This window comes from Mesorhizobium sp. URHB0026 (genome assembly GCF_054059755.1).
Genome location: NZ_JBSSCN010000001.1, coordinates 299,238 through 312,313 on the forward strand (window position 1 = coordinate 299,238; position 13,076 = coordinate 312,313).

A 13,076-nucleotide genomic window follows, 5' to 3' on the forward strand; every position below is an offset into this window, starting at 1 on the left:
GCACCGCGTCAGTTGACTTCTGCTTTCTGCAAGGCGCGCACGCGATCGGCGAGGCTGCGGTCGTGGCCGGTGGAGCGGTTGTCCTGAGGTGCGGCGAGCACCTTGGCGATTGGTGAATCGGGCCCCTCGAGCTTGGCCGTCAGGTGGACCACCTCCGCCGCCAGCTCATTCATCTGCTCACGGAGCGCGGCACCATTGCCGTTCGTCAAACCCGACGATGCCGCGGCGCCGAGATCCGCCTTGAGGCGCTTGTTCTCGCGCGCCAGTGCCGTCAGCCTGGCCTCCAGCCGTTCGCGGTCGCCGTCAAGCTTGGCAATCGCCCGGTCCACGGCGTCGCGCCTGCCGGCCTCCTCGTGCCGGCCCGGCTCATCGGGCTTGCCGACCAGCCGCAGGGCCGGTGCGCCGTCCTCGGTTTTCGATTTTTCCCGCAACCGCGCCAATTCCTTTTCTCGCCGATCAAGCTTGTCCTCACGGTCAGCGAGCGCTGCCAGCAGCCGCTCGACCTTCTTGTCGCGTTCGGCGGCCCTTTTCTTCTCGGCCTTCAAGGCATCGCGCGCGGCCTTGCTTTCGGCCGCGATCTCCTGGCTGCGCCGATCCGCTTCCTTACGCTGGCCGCGCAGCAGCGAGATGTCGCTGGCAAGCTTCTGCAATTCGGATTCGCGGGCCACGAGTTCGATCTGGCGGCTGCTAGAGGCAAAACTGGCGTCGTCATACATGTGCTCCAGCTTCTCGAGATCGAGCGCCCGCCTTTCCAGCTTTCGTTCGGTTTCCTTGAGCCGCTCCGAAAGCTCATGCAGTTCCTCTTCGCGCTGTCGAAGAGCTTCGTTCTTGGCGCCGAGTTCGGCGAGCGCGTGGTTCTTGTCCGTGCGCTCCACCGCCAGCGCCTTCAGCGCCTCGCGGCCGCGATTGATCTCGACGAGTTGTTCGGCCGCCTTCTCGCGCAAAGTCTTGACGTTGATTTCGAGGCGCCGGGTCGTCATGGCGTATTCGGCCCGGATCCGGTCCTTGTCGGCCTGAATCTCGGCTTGCGTCAGTGGAATGGAGGCTTCGATGCGCCTGCGGGTCAGGGCGACAGCACGCCGCCAGACGGCGGGAGCCACCATCAGCGCCAGAAAGCCGGCACAGAGAAAGCCGAGGGCAAAGAACAGGACCGACTGAACCAAAGGACTACCCGTTATCGACGACAACTTGGAAGGCTGGACCGTGCCATCTTGGCATGGCGGAAATCCGGCACCGCGGCAAGGGCTTGCCGCGGCCGATTCGGGTCGTAGGTTGAGGAATCCGATCGAACCGTCCGTGGCTCGCTCATGTCGGCCGGATCAGAACGGGTTCCAGGTCGCCCGCTCGGTCAGTTTCAGGTAGCCCAGATTGACGCCGAGCCGGGCGCCGACGCCGGTACGGATCGGCACCAGCAGCACATTGTTGTTCTTCAGCACGTTGAAGCCGACGCCCGCCACCACATAGGCCGATCCGGCGACGCCGCCATAGCGATTATAAAGGTTACCGACATCGTCGAGATTGTAGACCAGCATCATCACGCGTGACCCCTCGCCGCCGAAATCCCAGCCCAGCGACGGGCCTTGCCAGAACACTTTGTGATCGCCGGCATTCTTGGTGTAGAGCGTACCTTCCCCATAGGTCAGGCCGCCGATCAGCGCACCGGATCCCTCCTCCCCAAGCAGGTAGCCATTGGGCAGACCGTAGGAGGCGAAAATCTTCTCCACGACGGTGGCCAACCCGCCCGACGTCGCGCCGAAGAACTTGTGGCCGGAATCGACAATCTCCTGAGCGGTGTACTCCTGCGCCCGCAGGGGCGATGTCGAGAAGACGAGAACGCCCATGAGCGCGATCGCCATTGAGAGGACACGGAAAAAACTCCGGTCATAGATTCGGGAAAACATGCTTCCAATCTCCGTCATGAAGCACTTTCGCCGACGCCTCGCATCCGTGCGGCTCTTTTTAGGCGGCCGTTAAGGATGACTGTTAGGGGCAAATTATGCCGTAATCCTTTTTCAACCATTAAATTCCCACATGAAGATGGCGGTTCGAAGGCTCCTGGCCGCTCGAGGGACACGCAGCCTGCGTGAACGCGCCATATGCCATGACGACAATTTTGGATTTGTTGCTGCACGCGCGGGCGCTGTGTATTCAGAAAGCCTTGGGTTGAAGCGTGATTCGTGTGGGCAGGCGCGAAGATCGACCGCTCGGCCGTCAACTTGAAGATTTTGCAGGGATTTCGCCGATGGCCGATCTGTTCACCCTTACCGCTCCCGACCTGGCGGCGCTTTTGTGCAGTCGGGTCTGCCACGACATCATCTCGCCGGTCGGCGCGATCAACAACGGGCTTGAACTGCTCGACGAGGGCGGTGCCGACGAAGACGCCATGCGGCTCATCCGTCAGAGTGCAAAAAACGCTTCGGCCCGTTTGCAATTTGCCCGAATCGCCTTCGGTGCGGCCGGCTCTGCGGGCATGATGATCGACACCGGAGATGCCGAGGCCGTCGCCATTGCCTTCCTCAAGAACGAAAAGCCGGAATTGGTCTGGAAGGGAACCCGCGCGCTGCTGCCCAAGAACAAGGTCAAGCTGCTGCTCAACCTGCTGCTGGTCGCCAATGCCGCCATTCCGCGCGGCGGCAAACTGGTCGTGACGCTTGAGAATCTCGAAACCGAGCCGCGTTTTTCGCTTTCCGCAAGCGGTCCGATGCTGCGTGTTCCGCCGAAATTCCTCGAACTGCATTCCGGCCACAAGCCGGAAGAGCCGATCGACGCGCATTCGGTGCAACCTTATTACACGCTGCTGTTGGCCCGCGAGGCCAACATGACGATTTCGATCCACGCTACGCCTGAAGAAATCGTCCTCTCAGTGGCCTGAAAATCGGAGCCGGCAGCGCGACCGAATAAAGTATTTCAGTCTGAAATACTCATTGACGACGCAATCGCGGCGCGGTGACCTTTGCCCGCTCGTCAACACCGAAACATCCGCAAGGAAAAACCCGCCGAACGGCATCTTTGCAAAAATTTTACCTAACGGCTTTTCGGCTTCTTTACCAGATCGGTCTAGGCTGCGCCGTAGATGCCCCGCACGACCGGATCGCCCAACGGCAAAGAGGACGCGGAAATGAAGCGCTGCATGTTTGTCGACGATTCAAGCGTCATCAGGAAGGTTGCAAAACGCATCCTGGGCGGTTCCGACATGACTGTCATCGAGGCGGCCAGCGGGCTTGACGCACTGGAGATGTGCGCCGCCGACATGCCCGACATCATCGTCATCGACGGCGCCTTGCCGGACGTGCAGGCGGTCGACCTCATCCGGCGCGTGCGCGCCATGGAGAGCCCGATCAGGCCACAGATCCTGATCTCGCTGGTCGAACTCGATATCGCGTCGATCATGCGAGCCAAGCGCGCCGGCGCCCAGGGCTATCTGTTGAAGCCCTTCAATCGCCCGCAGCTGCTCGAACGTTTTCGCGCCTTGAAAATCGCTGCCTGAACGGAAGCCGTTCCAGGCAAACCGCGCGGAGGTCTGTCGTCGGCACGCAAGAACAAATAATGGTCCGCCTACAAAAAACCCGGCCAAGCCGGGTTTTTTAGAAGTGCGCTGCCGACTGCGCTCAGGCGCTGACGCGGATATCTTCCGGTTCGCGCAGCACATAGCCGCGACCCCAGACAGTCTCGATGTAGTTCTGGCCCCCGGACGCGGCGTCGAGCTTCTTGCGCAGCTTGCAGATGAAAACGTCGATGATCTTCAATTCCGGCTCATCCATGCCGCCATAGAGGTGGTTGAGGAACATCTCCTTGGTGAGCGTGGTGCCCTTGCGCAGCGAGAGCAGCTCCAGCATCTGGTATTCCTTGCCGGTGAGGTGCACGCGCTGGCCGCCGACTTCGACGGTCTTGGCATCGAGGTTGACCACCAGGTCGCCCGTGGTGATCACCGACTGGGCGTGTCCCTTCGAGCGGCGCACGATGGCGTGGATGCGCGCGACCAGCTCGTCCTTGTGGAACGGCTTGGTCATGTAGTCGTCAGCGCCGAAGCCTAGGCCGCGTACCTTGTCCTCGATGCCGGCCATGCCGGAGAGGATGAGGATGGGCGTCTTTACCTTGGAGAGGCGAAGCGTTCTCAGGACCTCGTAGCCGGACATGTCGGGCAGGTTGAGATCGAGAAGGATGATGTCGTAGTCGTACAGCTTGCCTAGATCGACACCCTCTTCGCCGAGGTCTGTCGTATAGACGTTGAAACTTTCCGATTTCAGCATCAGCTCGATGCTTTGTGCGGTTGCACTGTCATCTTCTATCAGCAGAACACGCATTTAATTCCCCTTTTCTGCCGCCGGACCATTTCACGACCCGTCCTGTCCCGGAGCAGTGGTTGCCTTGTGCAGAGGCTGCCATCGAATGGTTAACAAAACCTAATTTCCCGTCCAATACGGTATCAGATTTTTTAACCCCTTTCTACACCCTCTTGAATCCAATAACGAATCACAGACCAAATTCCTAATGCAGCACATTAATTACCTGGACTAAGTGACTCCAGGGACTCATCGACGCGGCTTCGCTTCGGCGGCCGGAATTTTTACCCGGCCTTAAGCCCTGACCCGTATGATTAACAATGCCCGTAAACGAATGGTTACCGTCGGCAAAAAACTTTAGGGTTTTGTTTCCCATAGTGCGGGGAAAGCCGGTGGATACGGGCAGCGCTTGGACCTTTCCAGGTGGTTTGGACGATATGTGCGGATGTGCGTTTCCGGGAGTACCGAATCATGAAGTCACGTGAAAACCTCGTTCGGCTGAAGCAATTTCAGGTGAATGAGAAGCGGCGCCAGCTGTTGCAGCTCGACATGATGATCGCCGAGTTCGAGCGCATGGCCGTCGAATTGGAGCTTCAGATCACCGCCGAGGAAAAGAAAGCCGGCATCACGGATATCAATCATTTCGCCTATCCGACCTTCGCCAAGGCGGCGCGCCTGCGCCGCGACAATCTCAGGAACTCGCAAGGCGACCTCGCCCAGCAGCGAAGCGCCGCCGAATCATTACTCGGCGAAGCTGAAGCGGAGCTTTCCAAGGCTGAGATGCTGGAATCACGCGATACCAAGGTCCGCGAGGCCGAAACAGGCGGCCGCAGCGCCATGATCGGCTGAGTCGGCCGACATCGGCGCTATCTGGCGCACAAGCGAGCCCTGTCGGGCGACAGCCTGAACCGGCAACAGCAAGCCGCCGCGAAAGCGTTGCTGGCACGCAAGACCTAGGCCGCCCAATCCTCCTCATTTCTGGCGCTCGCCCTTGCCCGGGCATCCCTGATACCAGGCGCATGCTGCTCCGCCCATGATCTGATCTGGGTAAGCAGTCCGGCCAGGTTATGGCCGAGTTCGGTCAGTTCATATTGGACGCGTGGCGGAATGACCGGATAGATTTCGCGCCGCCACGCGCGCCGAGGCCAGCTCGCGTAATATCAGGGTCGAACGCATGTGGGCGGTGCCCGACCGCGAGGGCCTGCTGGCGCTCGCCCGTTTGATCGAGGCGCAAAAGCTTGTCGTCCATGTGGCCAGGACCTTTCCGCTCGACCAGGCGGGAGCCGCCCACGCCTTTCTCGCCACCAAGCCGATCGGCAAGGTAGCGCTGACGGTCTGAGCGGCGACACTGACAGCAAAGGGCGCGGCATGCCGCGCCCTTTGCTTGTGGTGAGACCGGGCTAGTGCCGGTATTGCTGGATACGCGTCGTGCGCAGCCCGGCAAGGCCATATTCGTCGATCGACGCCTGCCAGGACAGGAATTCCTCCGTGGTCAGCTTGTAGCGCTGGCATGCCTCTTCAAGGCTCAAAAGCCCGCCGCGCACCGCTGCAACCACCTCCGCCTTGCGCCGGATAACCCAGCGACGCGTGTTCGTCGGCGGCAGATCGGCAATCGTGAGAGGGCTGCCGTCAGGCCCGATAACATATTTGACTCTAGGTCTAACCAGATCGGTCATCGTACTCTCTACAAAAAACTCAAAGACCCAATCCCCGCCACGTTACCGCCACAGCTTTAAAAATTGCCTAAGCAGACCCTAATGACTAGGTAAGGATCGTGAACGCCGCGTTAGTCTTTTAGCGGGCATTTGAAATATACGGCCGGAAGCCCTGTTTTAGCCGGGAGAAATGTGTCCCTCACAGCGTCCGCCACGCCGGTGTCGTCCTGCAAGCTGGCGCCGCATGAAAGCTTGACCTATATTCTCGACATTGGCATTTGAGCTGCCGCGAAATGAAAGCACCATGAACAGTCTCGACCTTCCCAGACGTCCCGAAGAGACCCGCGTCGTCGTCGCCATGTCGGGCGGCGTCGATTCATCGGTGGTCGCCGGCTTGTTGAAGCGCGAGGGCTACGATGTCGTCGGCGTCACCTTGCAGCTCTACGACCATGGTGCGGCAACGCATCGGGCCGGCTCATGCTGCGCCGGCCAGGACATCGACGATGCCCGCCGCGTTTCCGAGACGCTGGGTATTCCCCATTATGTGCTCGATTACGAGGAGCGGTTCCGCAAGGCGGTCATCGATCCCTTCGCCGAGAGCTATGTCGCCGGCGAAACCCCCATTCCTTGCGTTTCCTGCAACCAGACGGTCAAGTTCGCCGATCTCCTGGCCACAGCCAAGGATCTCGGCGCCGACGCGCTGGCCACTGGCCACTACACCCGCTCCGGCGCCAATGGCGCCCACCGGGCGCTTTACCGGCCGGTCGATGCCGACCGCGACCAGAGCTACTTCCTGTTCGCCACCACGCAGGCGCAGATCGACTATCTGCGCTTTCCGCTCGGCGGCTTGTCGAAGCCCCAGGTTCGCGCCATCGCCGAGGAGATGGGGCTGACGGTCGCCGCCAAGCAGGACAGCCAGGACATCTGCTTCGTGCCGCAGGGCAAATATTCCGACATCATCGCCAGGCTGAAACCGGCCGCAGCTAACCCGGGCGACATCGTTCATATCGACGGCCGCGTGCTCGGTCGCCACGAGGGCATTTTGCGCTACACGATCGGCCAGCGCCGTGGCATCGGCATCGCGTCCGGCGAACCGCTCTATGTCGTCCATCTCGACGCCGAGCGCGCCCGTGTCGTGGTCGGCCCGCGCGAAGCGCTGGAGACGCACAAGATCTATCTGCGCAACATGAACTGGCTGGGAGACGGAGGCCTCGCCGATGTGCCCGCCAGCGGTATCGAGCTGTTCGCCAAGGTGCGCTCGACCAGGCCGCCACGGCCGGCCGTGCTGCGTCACGAGGCAGGTGTGGCCTCGGTCGAATTGGCCGACGGTGAATCCGGCATCGCGCCTGGACAGGCCTGCGTGCTCTATTCGGACGACGGCAACGAGGCCCGTGTCTTCGGCGGCGGCTTCATCGTGCGCTCCGAGCGCGGCGCCGAAGCCGAAGCGATGCTGAGCCGGCTGGCCGCGAAGCCGGCGCAAGTTCCCGCCGAGTAGCTCTCCCCGGCCCGCCGTGCCAGGAGTGCGACGTACCAGGAGTACGACCTAGCCTTCCCTCAGGCCGTGGATTTGGTGTGGGTGACGGTGCCGGCCGTCAGGATGCGCAGCACCCTGATCGCTTCCTCGCCGCTGGTGCGCGGTTCGGCACGCGTTTCGATACAGTGGATGAAGTGCTCCAGCTCGCGCGTCAGCGGCATGCCCTGGGCAACCGCGACATAGGACGGCTCATTGGTGGTGAATGCCCACTGGCCGCTGTCCTGCCACACGGCGTGGCGGTAGACCGCAAGCTTGCGCTCCCATGGCTCGACATCGTCGAACACCGCCATCGCCTTGGTGCCGACCACGGTCAGCCGCCGCTCGCGATAGGGGTTGAGCCGCGACGTGAAAAGATGGCTGCGCAGTCCGTTGGGAAAGCGCATGTGCAGATGCGCGAAATCGCTGAGATTGTCGAGGAGTGCCGCTCCCTCGCCGCGCACCTCGATCGGCTCGGTGCCAGTGATGGCCAGGATCATCGACAGATCGTGCGGCGCCAGGTCCCATAGCGCATCGTTCTCGGTATGGAACTTGCCGAGCCCCAGCCGGTGCGAATGGATGTAGCGGACCTCGCCGAGCTCGCCCTTGTCGATCAGCCCTTTCAACGTCTCGAAGGCAGGATGGAAACGCAGGACATGGCCGACCATGAACACGCGCCTATTGTCCTTGGCCGCCTGAACCGAACGCTCGGCATCGGCCACCGTCAGCGCGATCGGCTTTTCCACCAGCACGTCCTTGCCGTTCTCGACGGCGCGCACGGCAAGATCGGCATGGAACTGCGGCGGCAAGGCCATGATGATGGCGTCGATGTCATCGCGAACGAACAGTTGGTCCGGCTCGATCGCCAGGCAGTCCTGTTCGCTGGCGAAGCCTTCGGCGCGAGCCCGATTGGTGTCGGAAACCGCGAGCAATGCGCCGAGCGCCTTGAGGGTGCGGATGTGGTTGGAGCCCCAGTATCCGCAACCGAGGACTGCAATGCGCGGCTTCATCTGTTTCAAACTCTAAAAACTCGTGGCCGAGACATAGCGACGTGCCCCGTCGAACTCAACCCCGGCGGCGCCAACCAGCTGTTCGTGCGGCAAAGCTTTTCCCCATCGAGAATAGCCCCGATGTCGAATGCATCGAAGCTTGACAGGCTCGCCCTCCCAACCTTATATCCGCGCGACCTTGGCGAACGCCTCGAAATGCCTTTCGATTTAAGGCGGATTTTCGGGTCTGTCGCCGCCCTGGCGGGGTAGCTCAGTTGGTTAGAGCACGGGAATCATAATCCTGGGGTCGGGGGTTCAAGTCCCTCTCCCGCTACCAGTCCTCAACACGAACAATTCTCTGTCGCGAATACCGCCTCGCTGGAGCCCAGCGTTGGCGCGGGTTGCAGCTGAAAGCTAGGGATTGCCGCTCCCTGACGAAGTGCGAATTGTTCTCCGAATTGGCCAACAATCTCCAAAGCTGGGGAGTCTTCCGTTGTAACCCCAGCTTGCGATGTCAGCAATTTCAACAACATGGCACCGTGCGGATGGCGGGCAGTTTGTGTGTCGCTTGGTAAGTGAGTTGCGAGCGCAATAATTCCGTGCTTGCGGATTTTGGACGGCGGCAATGGCGCCGAGAACAGACTGTCGGCTTTCGGGAAGCTGGGTCGAGAAGCGGACCAAACCGTCCAGCCTCGCGCCTGCCGATCATCGCATCCATCGCTCAGGCATCACCAGCCTGCGCGGCCTGGCCATTAGACCCAACAATCTAGGCGTTCGAAAGACCTGAGGCGGACAGGTGGGAGGTTTCGAATGTGGGGAATTTCGTGCGCCGCCGGGCCCGTGGCTCGCGACTTCGACTCGCGCACACCTGGAACCCTATGGCTCCGCTGCGCCAAATGTATTAGACTGATCTCATACAAGTCCATCCGCGGGCGGGCGCGCCCAGAGGGTTAGACGATGACGGTCTACAGGCGATTGTTGCTGCCGAGGGCCTTCCCGATCCGGGTCAGGCTTTTCGAAACCGGTTGGCTTCTGCTTGTCAGTGGGGCTCTGGTCGTTGCTTTCATTTCTTGGTTTGCCGTCGGTGCAGTGACGGCCGGGCCGCTCAACGACGCTGCTCGGGAGGGCGACGCCGCAAAGGTTGCCGAGCTCCTGGCACAAGGCGCCAATGTGAACGATCGCGACGAGAGCCGTCAGACCCCGCTGATCGATGCGGCGCTTGCCGGCAAGACCGAGGTCGCCATTTCGTTGATCGGGGCCAAGGCGGACATCGAAGCCCGCAACGATCGCGGCTTTACCGCGCTACATGCGGCAGCCTACTCAGGAAGCCTGGACATCGCAAAATTGCTGCTCGACCACGGGGCCGAGGTCGACGCGTTGAGCACGCACAAGATCACGCCGCTGCATGTGGCAGCAGAGGAGAACCAGACGGCCATTGCGGAACTGTTGCTCGCGCACGGCGCACAGCTAGAGGCAATCCAGGAATACGGGTACACGCCTCTCAGCCGCGCGACATTTTTTCAGAGCGCCGACGTGATGGTCTTGCTCAAGAAGCACGGCGCAAAATGCCAACCTAGGGAGACGATGGGGTCGTCGTATAAGGTGTGCATCGCGCTCGGCAACTGACATCGAGAAGAGTTTACGGGAGAAGAACATGACAGAGAACCGTTCCAAGACGTTCGACAGCATGCTTTGCGCGGGACTGGCCGCCGCGTCCCTCCTGATCTTCGGCACTGGCGTATCCTACGCTGGCGACGAAGTGAACACCGGATACTTCGGCAACGTCGCCATACTTGGCTACGATCCGGTGGCATATTTCACAGATGGTCGCGCGACGATGGGTTCGCCCAAGATCTCGAAGAAGTGGCTCGGAGCGACCTGGTATTTCGCCAGCGCCCAACATCGTGATGCCTTCATTTCCGAGCCGGTGCGCTACGCTCCTCAGTTCGGCGGCTTCTGCACGGGCGGAATGTCCGCGAAGGAGGCATCTGCGAACCTTGACCCAGAAGCCTTCCGCATCGTCGATGGCAAGCTCTTCCTTTTCTCTGGGAAGGAGGGCCTGGAGGAGGATTTCGATGCCAACCCGGCCACTGTCATTGCGAAGGCGGAAGCCGAATGGCCGGCGGTGGAGGCGAATGAATTCAAGGCCCGAGAGGCAGCCAACTAGCTCAGGCGCGAGGTTGCGAGCCCGCGAGTTGTATGGAGCCCGTCACCGAGACGAGAAATACCAGACGGAAACGGAGTCCGGCCAAACATACTCGTCCTGCGTCTCGCTGCTCCCTTGGGGATTGCGATAGACCGGGGCGCAGAACTTGCGGCCGAGCAAGGTTGCGGTGGATTGCGTGCAGAAAAGGTTGCCATCCACGCTGACCGCGCCGCTGATGATGCTGCTTTGCGAGCTCAGGGCGAAATCTCCATCTGCACTCAGCTCCATGACGAACGTCGCACCATTGTGTTGACGTCCGACCCATGTCCGATCACCTGTTAGGGCTCGTATCGCGGAGGCATCCAGACGGTCCTCCGCCCGCCCGCGAAAATCGAAACTTCGCTCGGGAATCCCGGCGGCGCGAAGGGCGTCCAGCCGATGATCGAGATCCTCTTCGCGCCGATGGTGGGCGTAAACGACACGATAAGCAGCGAGGTTCTGCTCGGGTACCTTGTTCAGGATTGCTGCTGCCGCATCGTGCGCCTCGGCCATGCGTCCAAGCCGTGCATTTGCCATGGCAAGCGTCTCGAGGCCGATATCGCTACGCTCCTCCGACGGAACTTCGCTCAGCGCCTGCAGTGCCTTCTCGTATTGATGGTTCATGTAGAGCACGAAGCCGTAATAGTCGAAGACCTGGGCGCGTGGCTTTGGGTCGAGCTGCAACACACGTCCCATCGCCGCCAGCGCCTCGGGGTTCTGTCCCGCGTAGGTCAGCACGATCGCCAGGTTGAGCTCCGCCTGCGCTCCGTTCGGGTCGAGCCCGACGGCTTTCTTGACGGACGCGAGCGCCTGGTCGATTTCGCCATCCAGCATCTGCAGGATGCCGAGAACTGCATAGGCGCGCGAGGACTGCGGATTGAGCTCCAGTGCCCGCCCCGCTGCTTCATAGGCGCGCTGGCGGGCGACGGCGCTGAGCATGACCGTCTGAAAATCGAAGCCGAGCACGTCCACGGTGGCCCGAGCATAGCCAGAATAGGCGTCCGCGAACACAGGATCGAGCTTGATGGCCTTTTTATAGAGGGACAGAGCCTCACCGAGAGACGTGAAGTCGACCGCGTATGCTTTCTGCTCGGCGCGGGTGTAGAAATCATACGCTTCGAGATTTCGCGTCGGCAGGCGGTTGATCTGGTCCTTTTCGCCTTCCGTCAGGCGCACCGAGAGAGCTTCGACGATGCGCCCGATCACTTCGTCCTGAAGGGCAAATATCTTGGAGTAATCGCGGTCATAGCGCTCGGCCCAGATGTTGCTCCCCGTTTTGGCATCGATGAGCTGAACATTGATCCGGACTGCGTCGCCCTCCCGGCGGACACTGCCCTCGACCACGTAGCGGACGTTCAACTGTTCCGCGATCTTGCCGATATCGAGGGATCGATCGTTGAAGGAGAACGCGGAGTTGCGTGCGATGACGAGGAGCCCCGAGATCTTCGAGAGATCGGTGATGAGATCGTCTGCGAGCCCTTCCGCAAAATAATCCTGGCCTGCCTTCTCGCTAAGATCGGTAAACGGTAGCACGGCGATGGAGGGCTTGCCGAGCGACGAACCGACCGGGGGGGAACCGTGACCGGGCAGCAGGGCAATCGCTTGCGGCCAGAGCATCACCGCAATCCCCGCTATCAGAGTCAGAACGAGCACCGTGGCGCCGATCACAGGCCATCGCCGAGAGCGCGATTTATTGGCTCCTGCGGTCTGTTCCAGCAGAACCCGATAGGCGCGGACCCGCTCTGGAATGTTCTTGAGACGCCGTTCGCCGAGCGACTTGAAGGTCAGGCCGAGCTTGTTGTGAGCCTGATCGTAGGCCGTTCCCGAGATGATGATGCCGCCAGGATCGCTCAGTCCTTCCAGCCGGGCCGCGATGTTGACGCCGTCGCCGTAGAAATCGTCCTTGTCGATGATGACGTCACCAAGGTTGATCCCGATACGGAACACTAGCTGAATATCTTCGGGAAGGCCGAGGTTCTGCTGCGCGGTAACCCGTTGGATTTCGACGGCGCAGGCTACCGCATCGACGACGCTCTCGAACGCGACCAGAGCACCGTCGCCCATCAGCTTTACGATGCGGCCATGGTACCCTTCGATCGACGGTTCGATGAGTTCGCGCCGGAGCGCCTTGAGCCGCGAGAGGGTGCCCGTCTCGTCCAGCCCCATCAGCCGGCTGTACCCCACCACGTCGGCGGCGAGGATAGCGACTAGCTTCCGTTCAAGATGTTGGGCCTGCTCCACAGCGCATGACTATAGGGAAAGCTCCATTGCAAGACCATATGCGCGGTCAAGGAGCCGGAACCTGGCATGCGGCACGTCGAGCATTAAGGATCGAAACGTCGAGTCATGCACGATCAATGAGGCGCTTCGCCTACTTTCGGCGTCCTCTTCTGGCCGGAACCCGTCGGTCCGCTATCGGGGCGAGCTCGGCGGATAGCCGCCATTCGGCAGACG

General features: G+C 61.2%; 13 protein-coding genes, 1 tRNA gene and 1 pseudogene. 8 read left to right on the plus strand and 7 right to left on the minus strand.

What is annotated here, in order from left to right; translation table 11 throughout:
- Nucleotides 1-8: 8 nt before the first annotated feature.
- Nucleotides 9-1,163, minus strand: coding sequence for a coiled-coil domain-containing protein (locus ACVWWD_RS01525; protein ID WP_352551990.1), 1,155 nt, complete (start codon nt 1,161-1,163; stop codon nt 9-11).
- A 156-nt stretch (nt 1,164-1,319) separates the two neighbouring features.
- A complete protein-coding gene (locus ACVWWD_RS01530) occupies nt 1,320-1,856 on the minus strand; it encodes a DUF1134 domain-containing protein (protein ID WP_224530344.1) in 537 nt (178 codons plus the stop codon).
- A 386-nt stretch (nt 1,857-2,242) separates the two neighbouring features.
- Here ACVWWD_RS01530 and chpT point away from each other — a divergent pair, with 386 nt between their 5' ends.
- Nucleotides 2,243-2,872, plus strand: coding sequence for a histidine phosphotransferase ChpT (chpT, locus tag ACVWWD_RS01535; protein WP_023770362.1), 630 nt, complete (start codon nt 2,243-2,245; stop codon nt 2,870-2,872).
- A 246-nt stretch (nt 2,873-3,118) separates the two neighbouring features.
- Complete coding sequence (locus ACVWWD_RS01540; protein WP_023770363.1) at nt 3,119-3,487, plus strand: response regulator; 369 nt, start codon at nt 3,119-3,121, stop codon at nt 3,485-3,487.
- A 121-nt stretch (nt 3,488-3,608) separates the two neighbouring features.
- Here the strand turns inward: ACVWWD_RS01540 and ctrA are convergent, their stop codons facing one another.
- Complete coding sequence (gene ctrA, locus ACVWWD_RS01545; protein WP_006203583.1) at nt 3,609-4,304, minus strand: response regulator transcription factor CtrA; 696 nt, start codon at nt 4,302-4,304, stop codon at nt 3,609-3,611.
- A gap of 450 nt (nt 4,305-4,754) precedes the next feature.
- Here ctrA and ACVWWD_RS01550 point away from each other — a divergent pair, with 450 nt between their 5' ends.
- Nucleotides 4,755-5,132 carry a flagellar export protein FliJ gene (locus ACVWWD_RS01550; RefSeq protein WP_023770364.1) on the plus strand — a complete coding sequence of 126 codons (378 nt, stop codon included), beginning with the start codon at nt 4,755-4,757 and terminating at the stop codon, nt 5,130-5,132.
- Between the two features lie 104 nt (nt 5,133-5,236).
- Here ACVWWD_RS01550 and ACVWWD_RS01555 read toward each other — a convergent pair whose 3' ends face one another.
- Nucleotides 5,237-5,404 (minus strand): winged helix-turn-helix transcriptional regulator, encoded by a 168-nt coding sequence (locus tag ACVWWD_RS01555; RefSeq protein WP_352573921.1) that lies wholly within the window; start codon nt 5,402-5,404, stop codon nt 5,237-5,239.
- Nucleotides 5,405-5,427: 23 nt separating this feature from the next.
- Here ACVWWD_RS01555 and ACVWWD_RS01560 point away from each other — a divergent pair.
- A pseudogene (locus tag ACVWWD_RS01560) lies at nt 5,428-5,622 on the plus strand (zinc-binding dehydrogenase); the annotation flags it as partial.
- Nucleotides 5,623-5,683: 61 nt separating this feature from the next.
- Here the strand turns inward: ACVWWD_RS01560 and sciP are convergent.
- Nucleotides 5,684-5,959: a CtrA inhibitor SciP gene (gene sciP, locus ACVWWD_RS01565; RefSeq protein ID WP_006203587.1), complete on the minus strand. Its 276-nt coding sequence runs from the start codon at nt 5,957-5,959 to the stop codon at nt 5,684-5,686.
- Nucleotides 5,960-6,242: 283 nt separating this feature from the next.
- Here sciP and mnmA point away from each other — a divergent pair, with 283 nt between their 5' ends.
- Nucleotides 6,243-7,433 carry a tRNA 2-thiouridine(34) synthase MnmA gene (mnmA, locus tag ACVWWD_RS01570; RefSeq protein ID WP_352551986.1) on the plus strand — a complete coding sequence of 397 codons (1,191 nt, stop codon included), beginning with the start codon at nt 6,243-6,245 and terminating at the stop codon, nt 7,431-7,433.
- A 59-nt stretch (nt 7,434-7,492) separates the two neighbouring features.
- On the opposite strand, the gene ACVWWD_RS01575 is transcribed toward mnmA, so the two are convergent.
- Nucleotides 7,493-8,458: a Gfo/Idh/MocA family protein gene (locus tag ACVWWD_RS01575; protein WP_352551984.1), complete on the minus strand. Its 966-nt coding sequence runs from the start codon at nt 8,456-8,458 to the stop codon at nt 7,493-7,495.
- Nucleotides 8,459-8,697: 239 nt separating this feature from the next.
- Here ACVWWD_RS01575 and ACVWWD_RS01580 point away from each other — a divergent pair.
- The 3 genes from ACVWWD_RS01580 to ACVWWD_RS01590 all read left to right on the plus strand — a co-directional run bounded on the left by ACVWWD_RS01580 (nt 8,698) and on the right by ACVWWD_RS01590 (nt 10,604).
- A tRNA-Met gene (locus tag ACVWWD_RS01580) sits at nt 8,698-8,774 on the plus strand.
- A gap of 620 nt (nt 8,775-9,394) precedes the next feature.
- Nucleotides 9,395-10,063 carry an ankyrin repeat domain-containing protein gene (locus tag ACVWWD_RS01585; protein ID WP_457102873.1) on the plus strand — a complete coding sequence of 223 codons (669 nt, stop codon included), beginning with the start codon at nt 9,395-9,397 and terminating at the stop codon, nt 10,061-10,063.
- 28 nt (nt 10,064-10,091) lie between these two features.
- Complete coding sequence (locus tag ACVWWD_RS01590; protein ID WP_352546493.1) at nt 10,092-10,604, plus strand: YHS domain-containing (seleno)protein; 513 nt, start codon at nt 10,092-10,094, stop codon at nt 10,602-10,604.
- A gap of 42 nt (nt 10,605-10,646) precedes the next feature.
- Here the strand turns inward: ACVWWD_RS01590 and ACVWWD_RS01595 are convergent, their stop codons facing one another.
- Nucleotides 10,647-12,863: an adenylate/guanylate cyclase domain-containing protein gene (locus ACVWWD_RS01595; protein ID WP_457102874.1), complete on the minus strand. Its 2,217-nt coding sequence runs from the start codon at nt 12,861-12,863 to the stop codon at nt 10,647-10,649.
- Nucleotides 12,864-13,076: the final 213 nt, after the last annotated feature.

Coding starts and splice junctions, on each gene's coding strand:
- sciP (WP_006203587.1), bottom strand. CDS start 5,959: ATGACCGATCTGGTTAGACCTAGAGTCAAATATGTTATCGGGCCTGAC.
- ACVWWD_RS01530 (WP_224530344.1), bottom strand. CDS start 1,856: ATGGCGATCGCGCTCATGGGCGTTCTCGTCTTCTCGACATCGCCCCTG.
- ctrA (WP_006203583.1), bottom strand. CDS start 4,304: ATGCGTGTTCTGCTGATAGAAGATGACAGTGCAACCGCACAAAGCATC.
- ACVWWD_RS01575 (WP_352551984.1), bottom strand. CDS start 8,458: ATGAAGCCGCGCATTGCAGTCCTCGGTTGCGGATACTGGGGCTCCAAC.
- ACVWWD_RS01590 (WP_352546493.1), top strand. CDS start 10,092: ATGACAGAGAACCGTTCCAAGACGTTCGACAGCATGCTTTGCGCGGGA.
- chpT (WP_023770362.1), top strand. CDS start 2,243: ATGGCCGATCTGTTCACCCTTACCGCTCCCGACCTGGCGGCGCTTTTG.
- ACVWWD_RS01550 (WP_023770364.1), top strand. CDS start 4,755: ATGAAGTCACGTGAAAACCTCGTTCGGCTGAAGCAATTTCAGGTGAAT.
- mnmA (WP_352551986.1), top strand. CDS start 6,243: ATGAACAGTCTCGACCTTCCCAGACGTCCCGAAGAGACCCGCGTCGTC.
- ACVWWD_RS01585 (WP_457102873.1), top strand. CDS start 9,395: ATGACGGTCTACAGGCGATTGTTGCTGCCGAGGGCCTTCCCGATCCGG.
- ACVWWD_RS01540 (WP_023770363.1), top strand. CDS start 3,119: ATGAAGCGCTGCATGTTTGTCGACGATTCAAGCGTCATCAGGAAGGTT.